This is a genomic window from Paraburkholderia sediminicola (genome assembly GCF_046027355.1).
Taxonomy (GTDB): domain Bacteria; phylum Pseudomonadota; class Gammaproteobacteria; order Burkholderiales; family Burkholderiaceae; genus Paraburkholderia; species Paraburkholderia sediminicola_B.
This window is the reverse complement of sequence record NZ_JAQQEK010000037.1, coordinates 16322-34975: the sequence shown is the minus strand read 5'-3', so window position 1 is coordinate 34975 and position 18654 is coordinate 16322. Positions and strand designations below refer to the sequence as shown.

Sequence of the window (18654 nt, the reverse complement as noted above, 5' to 3'; positions counted from 1 at the left end):
GGCGGGGGACGGTCCTGGCTGTTACCGGCGGCATCGTGGGATGCGCCAACTGTTTGTTTCTTAAACGACTGATTATACGGGATCGGCGCCCGTGCGCGGCAGCTCGCCCCGCATGGTTGGCCGTTCGGCCAGGTTTGAGCGGGCGGCGTGGGACATGGCGGGACTTTGCGGGGCGCGTCATTCGTCCTATGCCGTTCGGCCGACTGCGCCCGCGCGCGGGAATCGCTTAAGATTGCCTCCATTCGCGGCGCCTTACGCGCAGCCTGGCTACATAGGAGACATCTACCAATATGGGCGCTCTCAGTCATATCCGCGTGCTGGATCTCACACGCGTGCTCGCCGGACCCTGGTGTGCGCAGACTCTCGCCGATTTCGGCGCCGACGTGATCAAGATCGAACGCCCCGAAGTCGGCGACGACACCCGCCACTGGGGGCCGCCGTACCTCAAGACGCCTGACGGCGAGGACACGCGCGAGGCCGCGTATTACCTCGCGGCGAACCGCAACAAGCGCTCGGTCACCGTCGACATCGCCTCGCCCGAAGGCCAGCGGATCATCCGCGAGCTGGCCGCGCAGAGCGACGTGGTGCTGGAGAACTACAAGGTCGGCCAGTTGAAGAAGTACGGTCTGGACTACGCGTCGCTCAAGGAAGTGAAGCCCGACCTCATCTACTGCTCAGTGACCGGCTTCGGGCAGACCGGGCCGTATGCGCAGCGCGCCGGGTACGACTTCATCGTGCAAGGCATCGGCGGCTTCATGAGCATTACCGGCGAACGCGACGGCCAGCCGGGCGGCGGCCCGCAGAAGGCCGGCGTCGCGATCGCCGACCTCATGACCGGCATGTATTCGACCATCGCCGTGCTCACCGCCCTCACCCATCGTGACCGGACGGGTGAAGGCCAGTACATCGACATGGCGTTGCTCGACGTGCAGGTCGCCATGCTCGCCAACATGAATTCGAACTACCTGGCGAGCGGCCAGCCGCCGGTGCGCTGGGGCAATGCGCATCCGAACATCGTGCCGTACCAGACCTTCCAGACGAGCGACGGCTGGATCATCGTCGCGGTCGGCAACGACGGGCAGTTCCGCAAGTTCGTCGAAGCGGGCGGCCGCCCGGAACTGGCGGACGACGAGCGCTTCGCCACCAACCCGGCGCGTGTGCGCAACCGCGAGATCCTCGTGCCGATTCTCGCGGACATGGTCCGCCTGCAGGGCAAGCAGCAATGGATTGCCGCGCTAGAAGCGGCAGGCGTGCCGTGCGGGCCAATCAACGATCTCGGCGAGGTCTTCGAGAATGAGCAGGTGGTGGCGCGCGGGCTACAGGTGGATCTCCCGCATCCGTCGGGCGGCACGGTCAAGCTGGTGCGCAATCCGATCAATATGACCGGCACGCCGCCTGAAGCGCTTGCGCATCCCCCCACGCTCGGCGAGCACACGGAGAGCATTTTGCGCGACGTGCTCGGGTATGACGAAGCGAGGATCGCGGCGTTGCGGGGGCAGTCGGTGATTTGAATCCGCTGGGGGCGCGCTGGTCGCGTTCAGCGCGGGCGTTACTCAGCGACGGTTTGGCGCGCCGAACGACTCCAGCCACTCGCGTCCTTGGTCCCAATCGCCGAGCCCGCTGTCCGCGTTGATATGGCCGCGCGGTCCGATGTCGATCCAGCGGCTGCCCCACGCGTTCGCACAGGTCTGTGAAAACGGCACGCCGCCGTAGGGATCATCGCTGCTGGCCACGACAATGGTCGGAAACGGCAGCCGCTCGAGCGGCACCGGTGCGAAACCGCGCGCGTCCTGTGGAAAATGCGCCTCGGCGGGATCGGGCAGCGCGACCAGCAATGCGCCCGCGACCTTCGCAAGTTGCGCGGCGCTCGCGTATTGCGACGCCCAGAAAGCCGTCGTGAGGCAGCCGAGGCTGTGCGCGGCGAACACCACGGGCGCGTCGGCGGCGGCCACGGTGGCGTCGAGCGTGCGGCACCAGGCGTCGCGCTCAGGGTGGTCCCAGTCCGGCATCGGCACCCGTACGAATGCCGGATTCAGCGCTTCCCAGCGCGTCTGCCAATGGCCGGCACCGGAGTTCTGGTAGCCTGGCAGCACCAGCGTGCCTGGTTGTTTTTGTCCGCTCATCGCGTTCCCCGTTGTTGGTCGTTATTCGCAGTTTATTGTTTTTGCCGATGGTTCTACCCGCGCCGCCGTGAGTCCGCATCAGCGCTTCAATGCATCACGCGCCCCACACCCACGCCGCGCGGATCCGCCGCCGGCTCAGGCGTCGTGCCCTCGATGCGAATCATCTGCACGTCGCCGTTGAACGACTGCCCCTCGAGTGTGTAGCCCCTGGCTTGCAATTGCTCGGCCAGTTCGCCCGTGATCGGACGATACGGCTCGAAATAGATCGTCTTCTGCGGCAGCAACTGATGATGGAAACGCATGGCGGCGAGCGCGTCGGTAGGCGACATGTTGAAGTCGTACAGATCGGTCATCACCTGGAAAATCGATGTCAGGATGCGCGAGCCGCCGGGCGTGCCGATCACGAGCGACACCTTGTTGTCCTTCAGCAGAATGGTCGGCGTCATCGACGACAGCGGCCGACGTCCGGGCGCCACCGTGTTCACTTCGGCGCTGCTTGCGCCGGACGCGCTCGCGCCGGCGGGCTTGGTGACGAAGTCGTCCATGGCGTCGTTCAGCAGGAAGCCGCCGCCGTCCACCACCACGCCCGAACCGAAGTCTCCGTTCAGCGTGTAGGTGTTCGACACGGCATTGCCCCACTTGTCGACTACCGAGAAATGCGTGGTTTGCGCTTTCTCCGGGGCCGCGTCGCCGAGGCCCGGCTTGACCTGCGCCGCGCCCGGCACTTCATCGGGTTTGACTTCGTCGGCGCGCTGCGCGAGGTAGGCGTCGTCGATCAGTTTGCCGACCGGCACTTTGTACGCATCCGGATCGCCCAGGTATTGCTGGCGATCGGCGAACACGCGGTCCTCGATCTGCGCGATCAGATGGATGTACGGCACGGAGTTCAGCTCGAGGCCGTCGAACGCCTGCTTCAGATCGGCTTTCATCTTCAGCATCTGGATCAGCCCGACGCCGCCCGAGCTCGGCGGCGGCGCAGTGACGACCTGATAGCCGTTCCAGTCGGCGGTAAGCGGCTGGCGCCACACCGCCTTGTATTGAATCAGATCCTGTTTCGTGACCAGACCGTGGCCGTACATCTGCTGGGCGATCAGATCTGCCGTGCGGCCCTCGTAGAACTCGCGCCCGCCGTCGCTCGCAATGCGCGACAACGTCTGTGCAAGCTCCGGCTGGCGGTACGTCACGCCCGCCTTGAGATTGGAGAAGTAGGCGTCGAAGTTGGTCTTGCCGGCGAAGCTCTTCGCCGCCACGTCGTGGCGTTGCTGCAACCACGGCTCGACCTGGAAACCGTCGGTGGCGTAGCGAATCGCGGGCGCCAGCACCTGCTTCCACTTCAGTTTGCCGAAACGCTGCTGCGCCTCCCACATGCCCTCGACCGTACCCGGCACGCCCACCGCGCGATGCCCGACGGCGCTCATGCCCGGCAGCAGGTTGCCCTTGTCGTCGAGATACATCTCGCGGGTCGCCTGTTGCGGCGCGCGCTCGCGATAGTCGAGAAAGTACGGCTTGCCGTCCATGAACACGGTCATGAAGCCGCCGCCGCCGAGATTGCCTGCGTCCGGCGCGGTCACGGCCAGCGTGAAGGCGATGGCGACGGCGGCATCCACCGCATTGCCGCCGGCGGCGAAGATCTGCTGCGCCGTGTCCGCGCTGTAGCGGTCCGGCACGGCCACCGCCGATGCGTCGAATACGGCCTTGGGCGGTGGCGTTTTTGCCAGCGCGGGCACGGGCGCGACGACGACGCCGGTGAACGCGGCGAGCATGGCGGACACCGTCAGGATCCGGGCCAGGGAAAGCGAGGTGAAAGGCGCGCGAGGCGCGCCGTGCGTCGGGACAGACATCCGAGAAACTCCGGCAACTAAGGGCGCCATGGTGCACGAACGGCAGGAATTCGTGCAAGGCGACAAAGGGCGGTGCGGCCTGTGTGGACGGCTGCGACGAGTGCACGCGCTGCGCGTCATGGCGCAAGCTGCACTGCCCCGGGAAACTATCGGGCGGCGGGCATGCGAGGCGAGGCGAGACGGCTGGTGCGCCGCCCCATGCGCGGTGATTTCTCGCTCGCGGCAGGTTGATGTTCCGCGATGACGGCCAGGCACTGCGCGGCATGGCCCGAACGCGGGCGCATACGGCCCATTGTGGCGTCCTGAAACCCCGCGCGGACGTGCCACGCAGCCCTCGCGGACGAAGCCGCGCCGCTCGCATCCTAAGTCGCCGGCGCGAGTGTGAACAAACCGTTTTACCTCCTGTTACAGCGCCGGCCTGACCCCTGAATTGCCGTCAAAACCGCTCAAACGTTGGCTGCACGCCGCACTCGCCTGCTGCGACGGGACTCGTCAGGTAGAATTGTCGGATAAGTGGACGCATTGCGCGCCCCCGACAGACTTTGACCTTCTCGCATGAATACCGAACGCAACGACGCGCCAGCGGCATCCAATTTCATCCGCAACATCATTGACGACGACAACCGCACCGGCAAGTGGGGCCAGCGCGTCGAAACGCGCTTTCCGCCCGAGCCGAACGGCTATCTGCATATCGGCCACGCCAAGAGCATCTGCCTGAACTTCGGCGTGGCGCGCAGCTACGGCGGCGTGTGCCATCTGCGCTTTGACGACACCAATCCGGAAAAGGAAAGCGTCGAATACGTCGACTCGATCATCGACGCCGTGCGCTGGCTTGGCTTCGAGTGGGAAAAAGGCGGCAAGGAAGAGCTCTACTACGCGAGCGACTACTACGACAAGCTGTACGAGTTCGCCGAACTGCTGATCGAGCGCGGCAAGGCCTACGTGGACAGCCAGTCGGCCGAGGAAATGCGCGCGAACCGCGGCTCGGCGACGGAAGTCGGCACGCCGTCGCGCTTCCGCGAGCGTTCGGTGCAGGAAAACCTCGACCTGTTCCGCCGCATGAAGGCCGGCGAGTTCCAGGAAGGCGAGCACGTGCTGCGCGCCAAGATCGACATGTCGTCGCCGAACTTCAATATGCGCGATCCGGTGATCTACCGGATCCGCTTCGCGCATCACTACCGTACCGGCGACAAGTGGTGCGTGTACCCGATGTACGACTACACGCACTGCATCTCGGACGCGTTGGAAAACATCACGCATTCGCTGTGCACGCTGGAGTTCGAGGACCATCGTCCGCTGTACGACTGGATCCTGAACGAGCTCGCCGAGGCCGGCATTTTCACGCGCCCGCTGCCGCAACAAATCGAGTTCTCGCGCCTGAACCTGACCTACGCGATCACCAGCAAGCGCAAGCTGCTGCAACTCGTGACCGAAGGCCACGTGGACGGCTGGGACGATCCGCGTATGCCGACCATCGTCGGCGTGCGCCGGCGCGGCTTCACGCCGGAAGCGATCCAGTTGTTCTGTGAGCGCATCGGCGTGACCAAGGTCGATTCGTGGATCGACATGAGCGTGTTCGAAGGCGCGCTGCGCGACGATCTGGACGACAAGGCGCCGCGCACGGCTGCCGTGCTCGATCCGGTCAAGCTGATCATCGACAACTTCCCCGAAGGCGTGAGCGAGCCGTGCAATGCGCCGGTCCACCCGCATCATCCGGAAATGGGCGTGCGGGAGTTTCCGATTTCGCGCGAACTGTGGATCGAACGCGACGACTACAACGAAACACCGCCGAAGGGCTACTTCCGCCTCTTCCCCGGCAACAAGGTGCGCCTGCGCTACGGCTACGTGATCGAATGCGTCGGCGCGGACAAGGACGAGAACGGCAACATCGTCGCGGTGCATTGCAACTACTTCCCGGACAGCAAATCGGGCACCGAAGGCGCGAACAACTACAAGGTCAAGGGCAACATCCACTGGGTCAGCGCGGCAGCCGCCTGCCCGGCCGAAGTGCGTATCTACGACCGCCTGTTCAAGGAACCGCAACCGGACGCCGGCGGCCGCGATTTCCTCGAAGCGCTGAATCCGGATTCGAAGCGCGTGGTCAACGCCTACCTGGAACCGGGCGCGCGCGAAGCGCTGCCGGAACAACGCTATCAGTTCGAGCGTCACGGCTATTTCGTTGCCGACCGCGTCGATTCCAAGCCGGGTAAGCCCGTATTCAATCGCATCGTCAGTCTGCGCGACAGTTGGGGCAAGCCGGCGTAAGCTGGAACGCACCCTTTTGCAGCGCATCTGAAGTTGGATACGGCGTGCGTCTTGATCGAAAGATGCACGCCGTTTTGTTGCATCATGTTCCATCGACAGTGACGGCGCGGCATCCGCCAACGCCAGTCCGGGAGGTCCGATGAAAGTTGCAGCCCGCCGCAGGGCGAGTACCCGGCGCACAACGGGGCGCATGGGGCGCGGCGCGCGTTTCGTCCATGGCGCGCGTTGCGCGCTCTTGGCGCTGACCACATTTGGCGCGGCGTCGTTCGCCTGCTCCGCTCAGACGGATGAACTCACCGGCACGCTGAAAAAAATTCACGACGACGGCGTGGTCGTGCTCGGCGTGCGTGAAGCGTCGATTCCTTTCTCCTACTTCGACGGCAAGGGCACGGTCGGCTACTCGCAGACCATCGCGCTGCAGATCGTCGACGAGATCAAGAAGACGTTGGGCATGCCGCAACTGAAGGTGCACGAGATCACCGTGACCTCGTCGAACCGTACGCCGATGTTGTTGAACAACCAGATCGATCTGGAATGCGGCTCGACCACACACACAGTGGAACGCGAAAACGTTGCCGCGTTCTCGAACAGTTTCTTCCAGTACGCCGTGCGCATGATCGCGCGTAAGAACAGCGGCATCACGGATTTTCCGGACCTGGCCGGCAAGGCGGTCGTGACGACCGCGGGCACCTCGGATGAACGCCTGCTGCGCCGCCTGAATACCGACAAGCATCTGAACATGCGCATCACCAGCGCGCGGGATCATTCCGAGGCCTTTTCCGCGCTCAAGGACGACCACGCGGTGGCCTTCGTGATGGACGAGCCGATCGTGTACGGTTTCAAATCGACCGATCCGCGTCCTGACGATTTCGTGGTGACCGGCACGCCGCTTGGCTACGAAGTCTACGCGTGCATGTTCCGCAAAGGCGATGAACCGTTTCGCACCCTCGTCAACGGCGTAATCACGCGCAGCCAGACTTCCGGCGAAGCCGAGCGTCTGTACAAGCAGTGGTTCACGCAACCCATTCCGCCGCACGGCATCAATCTGAACTATCCGCTGTCGGAGCAGAACCGCGCGCTGTTCGCGCATCCGAACGACCGCGCGCTCGACTGAACCGTCGGGCGGTTCACGCAGTCGCCAGACTCGTCACAGCTATAACGACCGATGCAGTTCCGCGAGCGACAGCGTGGTCTGAAAGAGCCGCGTGAGACTGCGGCTCGCATACTTGTCCACTTCGTCGGGGGCGGCCCAGCGGTAGGCATCCATTTCGGGAATCAGCGTGCCGTCGGAGCGGCGCGGAAAGAGCGACGTGCAGGTGCACACGCTCAGATCGAGTTCATCGGCGATGGCACGCGCGCCGAACAGATGAAGGTCCTTGTCGCGACGGTAGACGAATCGGCCGAGATCTTTCAGACGCTGGGGCTCGATGGCGATACCGGTCTCCTCGACCATCTCGCGCAGCGCCGTGACGTGCGGCGGCTCGCCTTCCTCGCCGTGTCCTTTTGGAATGTCCCAGTGCGACGTTTCGGTGGCGTGCGCGAGCAGCACGCGGCCGTCCGCGTCGAGCAAGACGATGCCGCACGAAATAATCCGCGTGCTCATCGCCACGCCATTTCAAGCAAACGCAACGATCCACCAACACGCACGCGCACGGCTTCGAGCCGCACCAGTTGCAGACCGGCGCGCGCCACCATCGAGGCCTGCATGCTCAGTGCTTTTTCTGCAATTGCCAGGTGCCGCTACCCTGCTTGCAGAACTGCGGGCGCAGGGTCATCGATTGCCCCTTGGCATTCAGCACGACACCGACGTCGCGGCAGGTGCGATCGCCGTCCTTGGCCGTACTGGCCATTGTGATCGCAGCGTCGATCTTCACGCTGTTGCCCGTGCCTTCGTTGACCCAGTTCGCGGTTTCGCCGTCCTGCTTGTCGTTCAGCGCGGAGATGACCGCCTTTTTGACGGAGTCGACGTCGCGCTGCTTCATGTAGCTGATCGGCGTGTCGTTCAGAAAACCGAGGTTCGCAGCTTGCGCGCCGATCGCACCACCCAGCAACAGGCTACCGGCGGTCAGTTGAGACAGGACACGGGTTCGCATCGACATGAAGGGTTCTCCTCGAAAGTATTCGGCGATCTCGAGCGCGCATGGCGTCTCGTGATCTGGACCCCAAAAGCATAGCATGTCCCCCTCGAAGGGACCGCCAGAAACGGCCGGGCTGTCAGCCGGAACAGGCCGCAAGAACGGGCACGCGGCGCGCGCCATTTCCTGAAGCACGCGTCGTCGGACACAGTGAGCGCCCTAATTTTAGGACAGCTCCCATTCCTAGCACCAGGACGCCTTCTTAAGATTGATGGGTTGCGCCTCCGCGCCAATCAGACTCTGAAGACGCCCCGCCATGCACACCCTCTCCGCCCTCGAAACCTTTGCTATCGCGCTTGCGCTGCTGTGTGTCGCGCTCGTGCCGGTTGCGATCAGCCGCGATCCGGGACTCGCGCGGCGCGTCGTGCGGATGGACGCATTGCCTCGCGCTCGCTGGCCCAATCTGCTGACGCGTGTTGGCGTCGCCTGCTTGTTGCTGTCCTTCGCCCTGCTGCTCGTCGGCTGCTATTACATGCTGGCGAGCGCCGGCCACTAATTCTGACCTGAGCGACCGGCTACGCCGGCAGCCATCGCGTCACCTGCCTCACTTCGCGGCCACTGAATCGGCCGCCCCGCTTCCCGCCTTATATCCGTCCGTCAGCGTATTCAGAAACGCGACCACGTCCTTGATTTCAGCTTCGTCGAGCGCCGGCTTGTCACCCGGCTTGCGGTCGAACGGCGGATCAGTATTCAGATTGGCCCAGTACTGCTGAGGCAGATCGTCGAACTTCCGCACTTTGCCTTTCGCAACCGGATAGAACTTCTCCGGGTTCGTGTCGCGCTCGGCATAGAAGCGCACCACCTGATCGAGCGAATGATAGATGCCGTTGTGGAAGAAGCTCTTCTTCAGCGCCACATTGCGCAGCGTCGGCGTGCGGAAGATGCCGCAAAACTCGGCGCGTCCCTTCAGATCGGTGCGCTCCGGGCCGCAGGCGCCGAGGTCGTGGAAACGTGGATCGCGATTCACCGACAGCGCGCGATTGCGCGGCACGCCGATCGCGATCAGACCGAAATCGCTGAACTGCGGCGGCGCGCCGTCCATGGTGCGCTGGCTGATGTGGCAGCTCGCGCAGTTGCCTTTTTTCTCGTCGTTGAAAAGTTGCAGGCCGCGCAGTTCGGCTTGCGTCAACTGTGCCTTGCCCGCCAGATACGCGTCGTACTTGCTGGTGTACGGATAGAAGGTTTCCGGCGTCTGCTCGAAGGTTTCGAGCGCTTGCAGCACGGCCTTGAAGGTGGCGTCGTCGCTATCGAAAATGTGTGCGCCGAAGGCCGCGCGGAAAGCGTCGGCGTAGGGCGCGGCCTTGACCGCCGCAGTGACCTTGGCCGGCGTGCTGCCCATTTCAAACGACGACAGCAGCGGGATGCGCGCCTGGTCGCCGCCACGGTCGACGCGGCCATCCCAGGTCAGGCCGCCGGTCGGTCCGGCGTCCACGCTTTCGTCGCCTTCGTCATCGGACTCGTGATAGTGCTCGGCGAACGCCGGCACCGATTGCAGATACTTCAGCGTCGGCGCGGCGCGCATGCCGGTGCGGTGCATGTCGTTGCCGCCGAGTTGCACCGACAACGCATTGGCCGGCGAAAACCCGTGGTCCGGACTGTGGCACGACGCGCAAGCGAGCTTGCCCGAACCGGAGAGCGACGCGTCGAAAAACAGTTGCTTGCCGAGCGCCGTCATCTGCCGCACGGATTCGTAGACTTGCGCACGGGACTGCCCCGCTTCATGGGCGGCCACCTGCACGGCCGACGCCGCCACCGGCGCGGACGAAGCCGATACGCCAGGGCTCGTGCTCGCCGCGGCACTCGTGACGGCTGCCGTCCCCGGCGCACCCGCATCGCACGCGGCCAGCGCCAAGGTCATGGCCGCGAGCGCGAACGCCGTCGCTTGCCGCATGCGCATCGTCGCGAGCCCGGCGCCATGCCGCGCCTCGACCCGAGCCATTATTTTCCGAATCCCCGTCAGACCTGGCCGCATATGAAAGTTGTGAGTTTGCGATAGTGAAGTCCGCGAGCGTATTTCATCCGCATGTCGTTTAAATGACATACAGCCGACGGTATTTTTCAATCAGAAGCGATTCGTAATTAATTACATCTTTCTGTCAAATTGCCTTGCCAAACTTTCGCCCGCGGTCATCCGTGTAAGGAGTTCAGATGGCCCGTCCCCAACGCGAGAGAGAGAAACCACATCAAATGAACAAGAAACTGATCTGCGCGACGCCTATCGCGATCGCAGCAGCGTTGAGCCTGTATGCGTGCGGCGGTGACAAAGTCAACGAACCGGACATCACGTCGATCAAGAATGTCGTGGTGATCTACGCGGAAAACCGCAGCTTCGACAACCTGTACGGCAACTTCCCGGGCGCCAACGGTCTGCAGAACGTGACGGCGGCGAGCGCCACGCAGGTGGATCGCAACGGCACCGTGCTCGCGACGCTGCCGCAGGTGTGGAACGGCCTGACGCAAACCGGCGTGACGCCGGTGGTCACGCAGGCCATGACGGCGAATCTACCGAACAGCCCGTTCGCCATCGACGATCCGAAGGGTTTCAACACGCCGATCACGGCCACGACCCGCGACCTGTACCACCGGTTCTACGAGAACCAGATGCAGATCAACGGCGGCAAGAACGACAAGTTCGCCGCGTGGGCGGATTCGGGCGGCCTCGTGATGGGCCACTACACGCTCGACGCCGACAAGCTGCCGCTGTGGAAGATCGCCCAGCAGTACACGCTCGCCGACAACTTCTTCATGGGTGCGTTCGGTGGTTCGTTCCTGAATCACCAGTGGCTGATCTGCGCCTGTACGCCGACTTATCCGAACGCGGACAAGAGCGTGGCGGCCAGCTCGATCTCGTCGGTGGAAAGCGACGGCGTCACGCTGAAGCTCGCGTCCAACTCGCCCGCTTCGGCATTGAGCGGCCCGCCCAAGTACGTGAATTCGGGCAACCTCACGCCTGACTTCTTCGCGATCAACACGATGCAGCCGCCGTATCAGCCGAGCGGCAACAAGGCGGCGACCGGCGGCGACGCGAATCTCGCCGATCCGACTCAGGCCACCACCCTGCCGGCGCAGTCGCAGCAGCACATCGGCGATCTGCTGAACAACGCGAAGGTGTCGTGGGCGTGGTACGGCGGCGCGTGGGGCGCGGCGGTGTCGGCGGCGCAAAACGGCACGTCGAATGTGATTTACGGCGCGAACCTGACGGCGCCGAACTTCCAGCCGCATCATCAGCCGTTCAACTACTTCGCCGACCTCGCGCCGGGCACCGCGAACCGCTCGCAGCATCTGCTGGACGGCGGTCTGGCCGGCTCGGAGTTCATCAAGGCGATCGACAACGGCACGCTGCCGCAAGTGTCGTTCTACAAGCCGCAGGGCAACCTGAACGAACACGCGGGCTACACCGACGTGGCGTCGGGCGACCAGCACATTGCGGACGTGATCTCGCATCTGCAGAAGAGCCCGCAGTGGAACAACATGGTGGTGGTCGTGACATACGACGAAAACGGCGGCTTCTGGGATCACGTGTCGCCGCCGAAGGCCGACCGCTGGGGTCCGGGCACGCGTATTCCGGCACTGATCATCTCGCCGTACGCGAAGAAGGGTTATGTCGATCACACGCAGTACGACACCACGTCGATCCTGCGCTTCATCACGCACCGCTTCTCGCTGCCGACGCTGCCGGGTATCGCGGCGCGCGACGCGGCGCTGGTCAGCAACGGCAGCAAGCCGATGGGCGATCTCACGGCCGCGTTGAACATCAAGCAGTGAGCGAAGGGCAGAAGGCGTTCGATTTCAGACGGACGGCGTTAAGCGGTAAGCAACAGTCCGCCTGAGGGCGAGACTTTGACAGGGCAGCTTCGGCTGCCCTTTTTTATGGCTGCGGCGCGGACTCGCAGTCCGACGCGTTTTCACGAGCGGCGTATGCTTCGACCCAGGACGCGAGCGTCTCTTCGATGGCGGCTCGATACCCTCCGCAACACGTGGCAGGCTTGCCCACTCATTCAGGAGTTCGACAGCATGACTGAAAAAACCATCAAGGTGCCCGGTCCCGATCATCCGATCACGGTCGAGCCGGCTAAAGCGCGCGTGGTCGTGACGGTCGCCGGCAAGGTGATCGCCGATTCGAAGAAGGCCCTCGTGCTGCGCGAAGCATCGTATCCGGAGGTGTATTACATTCCGCGCGACGACGTCGAGATGACGCTGCTGGAGCGCACCGATCACGCGACCTACTGTCCTTACAAGGGCGATTGCGCGTACTACAGCATTCCCTCGGGCGGCGAAAAGACTGTCAACGCGGTGTGGACTTACGAGTCGCCGTATGCGGCGGTGAAGGAGATCGCGCAACATCTGGCGTTCTATCCGAACCGCGTCGATTCGATCGATGTGAAACCGGCGGAGTGACGATCGCGCGCGGCGCGGCGGACGCAATACGCGACGCTCGCCGCGTGGTACGGCGAGCGCGCTCGCAAACATGAGAAGTACGGCAGGAGGGACTCGAACCCCCCACCCTCGGCTTAGAAGGCCGATGCTCTATCCAGCTGAGCTACTGCCGTATTGAAGTGAGGCGATGCAACCCTGCACGACGTGCATCGCCCGCAATGAGAACCCGCTTTCGGGCATTGGAACCTGTGCACCTGCAAGCCACAGGGTTCGTGGAATACCGAAATTCTAACTGACCGTGCCGCAGACGGGAAATCCACTCCGGCGCCTGGCAGACAATCCGCGCGCCACACCGGCCGTGCCAGTCACAAAACAAACGGGCCCGGCAGGTTGAGCCGGGCCCGGATTATAACCGATCGTTCCCTGCCCGCCAGCACGCGCTAACGGACATGGCGAACGCAATCACACCGGTTGCGGATGCAGCATGAACCAGCCGAGGAACACGATCCCGGCGATCACGCAATACACGCCGAACGACGCCAGACGTCCGCGGCCTTCGAAATAGCGCATCAGGAAACGCACGCTGAGATAGGCGGCGATCGCGGTCAGCACGCCGCCGAGCAACGCGTCGGCGAGTTGGCCCGGCGCATGGAACAGCTTCGGTAACTCAAGCACGCCGGCTGCGAAGATGATCGGCGTGCCGAGCAGGAACGAGAATTCCGCCGACTTCTCCGCCGTCAGGCCGGCCGCATTGCCGGCGATCATCGTCAGACCGCTGCGCGAGAAACCCGGAATCAACGCGCCGATCTGCGCGAGACCGACGAAAAACGCCTGACCGAAAGTCAGCTTCTCCGGCGCCTGATGCGCACGCGTACGCTGCAGGCGATCACCGAACCACAGCAGCACGCCGTTGACGATCAGCGCGATCGCGACGATCCGCAGGTCGTGAAAAAGCCGCTCGAGCCGCTTTTCCAGCAGCAGCCCGACCAGACCCGCCGGAATCGTGCCGATGATGAGCGCCCACATCATGTGCGCGTCGTCGTTGCGGCGGCCGCCGAACGACGCGAAGAAGCCGCGCACCAGCGCGCACCAGCGCTTACGGAAATACCACAGCAGCGCGAGCGCCGTGCCGAGATGCAACGCGACGAGGAACGGCAGCAATTGCGGCGCGTGTTTGTCGATATGCATACCGAACAGCGCGGGCACGAGCAACGTATGGCCGAGGCTGCTCACCGGAAACAGTTCGGTGACGCCTTGCAGCACGCTCAGGAAAATGAGAAACGACAGGTTCACGCGGGGCGTCCTTGTAAGGAAAATGTCGGGGACTGGCGCGCCGGATAAGGAATCCACGGCCGCCTCAAAGCGCACCGATTATGCCTGGCTGCAATGTCAGCGCCAAGCGTTTGGACCGTATTCGGGGAAATATTGTGCGTTGCGTCACAACTCGAAACCGTTGTTACGGCGCAGAAAAAGAAACGGGCCGCCGTGAATGGCCGCCCTGTGGGATCAGCAGAATGACGTGAAGCGAACTACGCGGTGTCCAGCAGAAGAATCATCCGCCAGACCGGACGCCCTTTGACCATCTGAGCAAGACGATGCGGGATGCCCGGATCAGCGTTCGAGCTTGTAAAAGAAGTAGACCGTGCTTGCCGCGAACATGCCGAACAACGTCACAGCCATTGCCATTGCGAGATCCATACAGCCTCCTGAGGCAGTCTCGCCCGGTCGTCGAAGTTACCCGGGCAGTCAGACGAATTATCAGCAAGGATGGCCTTGCGGCGACACCCGCAATTTCCCCAGAAGGGTTTCCCCGTAGCGGAAAGCAGCGCAAAATCATTCTCTCGCGTGGCGCCGCGCGGCAAATTCCGACGCTCGCACGCCAGGATGACGCCGCCTCCGGGCTACCTTGCATTTGCCTTCAACCTCTTACTCATCAGTCCATCGACCATGCCCCTCTTCCCGCAACAGGACATTCTCGAGATCGCCCAGGATGCCTCCGTGCTCCGTTTCGCGCCGCAAGCCGGCGGCCGTCTGATGTCGTGGACGATCGACGGCGAAGAAGTCATCCATTGGCCGGAGCATGCCGACTGGAGCCAGCCCGCGCGGATTCGCGGCGGCAATCCGTTGCTGTTCCCGTTTCTCGGCCGGCATCGTGTCGACGGCAAGATCGGCTACTGGCGTGACGCCCAAGGCACGGTGCGCGAGCTGCCGATGCACGGCTTCGCCCGCGACCTGCCGTTCGAAGCTCACGCCGACGTGCACGGCGCCGGCCTGCGCATGGTCCTGACCGACAGCGAGGCGACCCGCGGCGGCTATCCGTTCGGCTTCCGTTTCGAGGCCGCCTACGACCTCGTGGATGCGCACACGCTCGACGTCACGTTCACCACCACCAATACCGGCAACGCGCGGCTGCCCTACTACGCCGGCCATCACTTCTACTTCAGGCTGCCGCATACGCAGCGCGGCGAGACCTCGCTGGAGCTGCCGCGCACGCAACGGTGCTATCAGCAGGAGGACGGTTCGATCAGCGCCGCCGAGCCGGGCGAAGCGCGCTACACGCTCGATGAGGCGCGCATCCATGACCGCTTCCATTGCCTCGTCGGCACGCCGGATCAGCCGGTGCGGCTCGTCGCGCCGGGTCTCGACCGGCTCATCACGATCGACCTGCAACGGCCGGGCTCGGTGCCCTGGTACGCCGTGACCACGTGGACCGAAGCCGCGGAGTCGGACTTCTACTGCGTCGAACCGTGGCTCGGACTGCCGGACGCGATTCACAACGGCATGGGTCTGCGCTGGCTCGAACCGGGCCAGACCGAGGTCGCCGCGCTGCGTATCAGCGTCGCCAAGTTGGGTTGATTGCAGGGATTCCAGACCGAGTCGCGCGGCCGGCTTTGAGGCGGAATTCGAAGCGGGTTTCGCCAAAAATCTCGCTTCATTTCGCCGCATCCTGCGCCGCGCGAGCCTGCCGCGCTGCCCGCTTTTCGCGTGTTGCAGCGCAAAACCGTTAGAATCGAGCGCTTTGTATCCACCTGCCGCGTGATCGGGATCGGCGCGCGGCAGCGCTTTGCGAGGTCCAATGCGTAACACAACAAGAATGATGAAACGGCTCGCCTGCGCGTCGTTGGTGGCACTGCTCGCCGCGTGCGGGTCGGCGCCGGTGGGACCGGGTTTTTATCGGGTGGAACGGGGCGATACGCTGTCGAAGATCGCGCGCAGTAGCCGGCAACCGGTGCAAAGCATCGTGCGCTGGAACAATCTGACCAATCCGGACAGTATCGAGGTCGGCCAGGTGCTGCGCGTCGCGCCGCCGGGCGGCACGGCTTCGACCAGCGGCGCGGTACGCAGCAGTGGAAGCGGCAGCGCTTCGGCCACGCCACGTCCGGCGCCCGCCGATAGCGCGCCGTCCGCCGCGCCGGCTTCGACGATCTCGCTGGTATGGCCGGCCGACGGCACGGTCATCCGGCGTTTCGACGGCGGCAATTCGAAGGGCATCGATATCTCGTCGGCAGCGGGCACGCCCGTCATCGCCGCGGCGCCCGGCACGGTGGTGTACGCCGGCAACGGCTTGCGCGGCTACGGCAATCTGCTGATTCTCAAACACAACGCTGAATATCTGACTGCCTACGCCCACAACCGCGTGCTGCTGGTGAAGGAAGGCCAGTCGGTCACGCGCGGTGAGAAAATTGCCGAGATGGGCGACACGGATACTGACCGTGTGATGCTGCACTTCGAACTGCGCTACCAGGGCCGTTCAATCGATCCGTCGCGGGCGCTGCCGCCCCGCTAGAGGCCCGACTGAGGAGCGGGCACTGGCTGCCCCACCGGCGGCCGCCCTCGGTTCTCCCAGTGCCATCCGTGCTTTCCCGCCGCTCGCGCCGTCCGTTGCCGGGCACGCGCCCTGCAACCGCAGCCGAGGGAACCCGGCATGTTATAAAAGGCTCAATCAGGACACGACGTGGCTTCGCGTCACGTCTTCCACCGTTTATCTGTAAGGAATCTGTATGAAGAGCGCATTTGCGTCCGTCGCGACGGCCGCGGCGATCGGTCTCGGCCTGGCGACACTCGGCAGCCTCGGCGGCTGCTCCAGCACCACCACCATGACCTACCTGCCGAACGGCGACACCGGCTTTGCGATCAACTGCAGCGGCAGCGACGCAAGCTCGAGCTGGGCCGAGTGCTACAAACGCGCGGGCGAAGTCTGCGGCAATTACGGCTACGACGTGGTGTCGAAAGACGTCGACAACGGCGCGACCTCGGGCGGAACGGTCGGCGGTATCTTCGGCGCGAACGTGAAGAACCGGTCGATGGTGGTTCGCTGCAAGCAATAAGACGACGCCACGCGTGCCGCCGCCCGGACTAGCGGCGGCGCCAGCGTCCTGAGCGCGGATCGATGCGCGCGGCGAAGGCGATCAGCACGCCGAGCGCAACCGGGCAGATGCCGAGGAAAATGATTAACGCGCTCATGCTCGGGAAAGGGAAAGTAAGTTTTCATGATCCACTGCCCATGTGAATCCGCAGTGACTCGCACGTGACTCGACCATGAGCGCGGCGAAAAAAAAGCCCGGCACGAGGCCGGGCTAACGGGGGTTCGGCGCATATCGGCAAAGGACCGGTTCACCATGCGCCAGAACGAAATCTAACAATCCCCTTTTACAAGCGCAATATATTAATTTCGCAGTCAATGTGATGCGGCGTACTGATTCCGCGTTACGTGAACCGGAAAAGTCGGAAATAAGCAGGCTAAATACGCCCGCCGTTTCACATTAAGCGTTTCAAATGGCGCGACTCGAAACTCCGGCGTTGGCCGCCGGACCGCGCAAAGCAGGCGTCCGGCCGAAATCGCCCGCAAAAGGCCTGAGGAAAGGCCGCTGGCCGATTTCGGCTAACTCATCCAGTATGATTCGGACGCTTTACGTCCTGCGTAGCTTTAGTGCGCCACCGCACTCTTTCGCATTATTAACCGATATTGACCGGTTCAATTAAAGCAGTGATTTCTTCACAAGAAAATTCGCGAATGGCGAAAATATTAAAGAGATTCAAATCCGCCGACAAATTGTGCCACGAAAAATCGGGCGGCTTATTGATTCGACCAATCGAATGATAAGTATCGGCATCCAATCGTTCAAGCTGGCCGAATGGCTAAAATCGGCCGGCTAAAACACGCGCGCTCACATGACCCGCAAACCCAGCTCGGTGACGAGCACGGCCGCCTGGGCATGCGAGATCGTCGCGCCCTTGAAGAGCGCCGCGTCCACGAGCCGGACGCCGCTCAGGTCGGCTTCGCGCAGGTCCGCACCGTCGAAGCGCGCGCCCTTCAGATGGGCGTCCTTCAGGCTGCCGCCGTCGAAGATCGCTTCACGGAAGTCGACACCGGCGAGATCGGCATCGGAGAAATCCAGCTGTTGCAGCGTGGCTTTGCGAAACGACAGGCCGCGCAAGTGCGCGCCGACCAGCAGCGTTTCGACGAAGCTCAAACCCAGCGCCGTGCACGCCTCGAAATTGGCGCCGGTCAGCTTGCAGCTGTGAAACGACGCCGAAGCGAGTTTGGCGCGCCGCCAACTGGTGTTGTTCAGATCGCTCGACTGAAACGCCGCGTCGACCAGATCAGCCGACGCGAAATCCGCCTCGCGGCCACGGCAACGGACCCACCGGGTATGCGACAGCGTCGCGCCGAAAAACGAGGTCTCGACGATCGTGCAGCGATGAAACTCGGCGCCGCGCAGATCGAGCCGCGACAGGTCCACGCCTTCGAAATCGCAGTCGGTGAAATGAAGCGGCGCTTTATTGCCGGCGAGGCTCGCCGCGACGAGTCGCTCCACCTCGGCGCGCATGAGCGCGGCGTCGCTCACGACGTGAGCTTGGGCGCCCGAAGCCGGCGCCGTTGAATCCAGTGACATGAAGGTTCAGAATGAA

At 63.6% G+C, this 18654-nt stretch carries 16 protein-coding genes and 1 tRNA gene; 9 read left to right on the top strand and 8 right to left on the bottom strand.

Annotated features, from left to right (window positions below):
• Positions 1-290: 290 nt before the first annotated feature.
• Complete coding sequence (locus PQR42_RS38345) at positions 291-1511, top strand: CaiB/BaiF CoA transferase family protein (RefSeq protein WP_408206681.1); 1221 nt, start codon at positions 291-293, stop codon at positions 1509-1511.
• Between the two features lie 42 nt (positions 1512-1553).
• On the opposite strand, the gene PQR42_RS38340 is transcribed toward PQR42_RS38345, so the two are convergent.
• Positions 1554-2123: an RBBP9/YdeN family alpha/beta hydrolase gene (locus PQR42_RS38340; RefSeq protein WP_408206683.1), complete on the bottom strand. Its 570-nt coding sequence runs from the start codon at positions 2121-2123 to the stop codon at positions 1554-1556.
• Between the two features lie 86 nt (positions 2124-2209).
• Positions 2210-3964, bottom strand: a complete 1755-nt coding sequence (ggt, locus tag PQR42_RS38335) for a gamma-glutamyltransferase (protein WP_408385935.1) — start codon at positions 3962-3964, stop codon at positions 2210-2212.
• A gap of 555 nt (positions 3965-4519) precedes the next feature.
• Here ggt and PQR42_RS38330 point away from each other — a divergent pair.
• Together PQR42_RS38330 and PQR42_RS38325 are read left to right on the top strand one after the other, a co-directional pair.
• Positions 4520-6229 (top strand): glutamine--tRNA ligase/YqeY domain fusion protein, encoded by a 1710-nt coding sequence (locus PQR42_RS38330; RefSeq protein ID WP_408206687.1) that lies wholly within the window; start codon positions 4520-4522, stop codon positions 6227-6229.
• Positions 6230-6368: 139 nt separating this feature from the next.
• Positions 6369-7343: a transporter substrate-binding domain-containing protein gene (locus PQR42_RS38325; RefSeq protein WP_408385933.1), complete on the top strand. Its 975-nt coding sequence runs from the start codon at positions 6369-6371 to the stop codon at positions 7341-7343.
• A 39-nt stretch (positions 7344-7382) separates the two neighbouring features.
• On the opposite strand, the gene PQR42_RS38320 is transcribed toward PQR42_RS38325, so the two are convergent.
• Together PQR42_RS38320 and PQR42_RS38315 are read right to left on the bottom strand one after the other, a co-directional pair.
• Positions 7383-7832 (bottom strand): NUDIX hydrolase, encoded by a 450-nt coding sequence (locus tag PQR42_RS38320; protein ID WP_408206691.1) that lies wholly within the window; start codon positions 7830-7832, stop codon positions 7383-7385.
• Positions 7833-7938: 106 nt separating this feature from the next.
• The gene (locus PQR42_RS38315) at positions 7939-8328 is read right to left on the bottom strand and encodes an RT0821/Lpp0805 family surface protein (RefSeq protein ID WP_408206693.1); all 390 of its coding nucleotides are present in this window, start codon (positions 8326-8328) and stop codon (positions 7939-7941) included.
• A gap of 292 nt (positions 8329-8620) precedes the next feature.
• Between PQR42_RS38315 and PQR42_RS38310 the strand changes: the two genes are divergently transcribed.
• A complete protein-coding gene (locus tag PQR42_RS38310) occupies positions 8621-8860 on the top strand; it encodes a hypothetical protein (protein WP_408206695.1) in 240 nt (79 codons plus the stop codon).
• 48 nt (positions 8861-8908) lie between these two features.
• Here the strand turns inward: PQR42_RS38310 and PQR42_RS38305 are convergent, their stop codons facing one another.
• Positions 8909-10303, bottom strand: coding sequence for a cytochrome-c peroxidase (locus PQR42_RS38305; protein WP_408385931.1), 1395 nt, complete (start codon positions 10301-10303; stop codon positions 8909-8911).
• Positions 10304-10551: 248 nt separating this feature from the next.
• On the opposite strand from PQR42_RS38305, the gene PQR42_RS38300 reads away from it, so the two are divergent.
• Together PQR42_RS38300 and PQR42_RS38295 are read left to right on the top strand one after the other, a co-directional pair.
• Complete coding sequence (locus PQR42_RS38300; RefSeq protein ID WP_408206699.1) at positions 10552-12129, top strand: acid phosphatase; 1578 nt, start codon at positions 10552-10554, stop codon at positions 12127-12129.
• 249 nt (positions 12130-12378) lie between these two features.
• Positions 12379-12762 carry a DUF427 domain-containing protein gene (locus PQR42_RS38295; protein ID WP_408206701.1) on the top strand — a complete coding sequence of 128 codons (384 nt, stop codon included), beginning with the start codon at positions 12379-12381 and terminating at the stop codon, positions 12760-12762.
• A gap of 78 nt (positions 12763-12840) precedes the next feature.
• On the opposite strand, the gene PQR42_RS38290 is transcribed toward PQR42_RS38295, so the two are convergent.
• Together PQR42_RS38290 and PQR42_RS38285 are read right to left on the bottom strand one after the other, a co-directional pair.
• Positions 12841-12914, bottom strand: a tRNA-Arg gene (locus PQR42_RS38290).
• 289 nt (positions 12915-13203) lie between these two features.
• Positions 13204-14034, bottom strand: a complete 831-nt coding sequence (locus PQR42_RS38285; protein ID WP_132373630.1) for an undecaprenyl-diphosphate phosphatase — start codon at positions 14032-14034, stop codon at positions 13204-13206.
• A 654-nt stretch (positions 14035-14688) separates the two neighbouring features.
• On the opposite strand from PQR42_RS38285, the gene PQR42_RS38280 reads away from it, so the two are divergent.
• From PQR42_RS38280 to PQR42_RS38270, 3 genes are all read left to right on the top strand, one after another.
• Complete coding sequence (locus tag PQR42_RS38280) at positions 14689-15597, top strand: aldose epimerase family protein (protein ID WP_408495180.1); 909 nt, start codon at positions 14689-14691, stop codon at positions 15595-15597.
• A 220-nt stretch (positions 15598-15817) separates the two neighbouring features.
• On the top strand, positions 15818-16528 hold the full coding sequence (locus tag PQR42_RS38275) for a peptidoglycan DD-metalloendopeptidase family protein (protein WP_408206707.1): 711 nt from the start codon (positions 15818-15820) through the stop codon (positions 16526-16528).
• Between the two features lie 214 nt (positions 16529-16742).
• Positions 16743-17069, top strand: coding sequence for a hypothetical protein (locus PQR42_RS38270; RefSeq protein ID WP_408385886.1), 327 nt, complete (start codon positions 16743-16745; stop codon positions 17067-17069).
• Between the two features lie 840 nt (positions 17070-17909).
• Here the strand turns inward: PQR42_RS38270 and PQR42_RS38265 are convergent.
• Positions 17910-18638: a pentapeptide repeat-containing protein gene (locus tag PQR42_RS38265; protein WP_408385884.1), complete on the bottom strand. Its 729-nt coding sequence runs from the start codon at positions 18636-18638 to the stop codon at positions 17910-17912.
• Positions 18639-18654 lie beyond the last annotated feature (16 nt).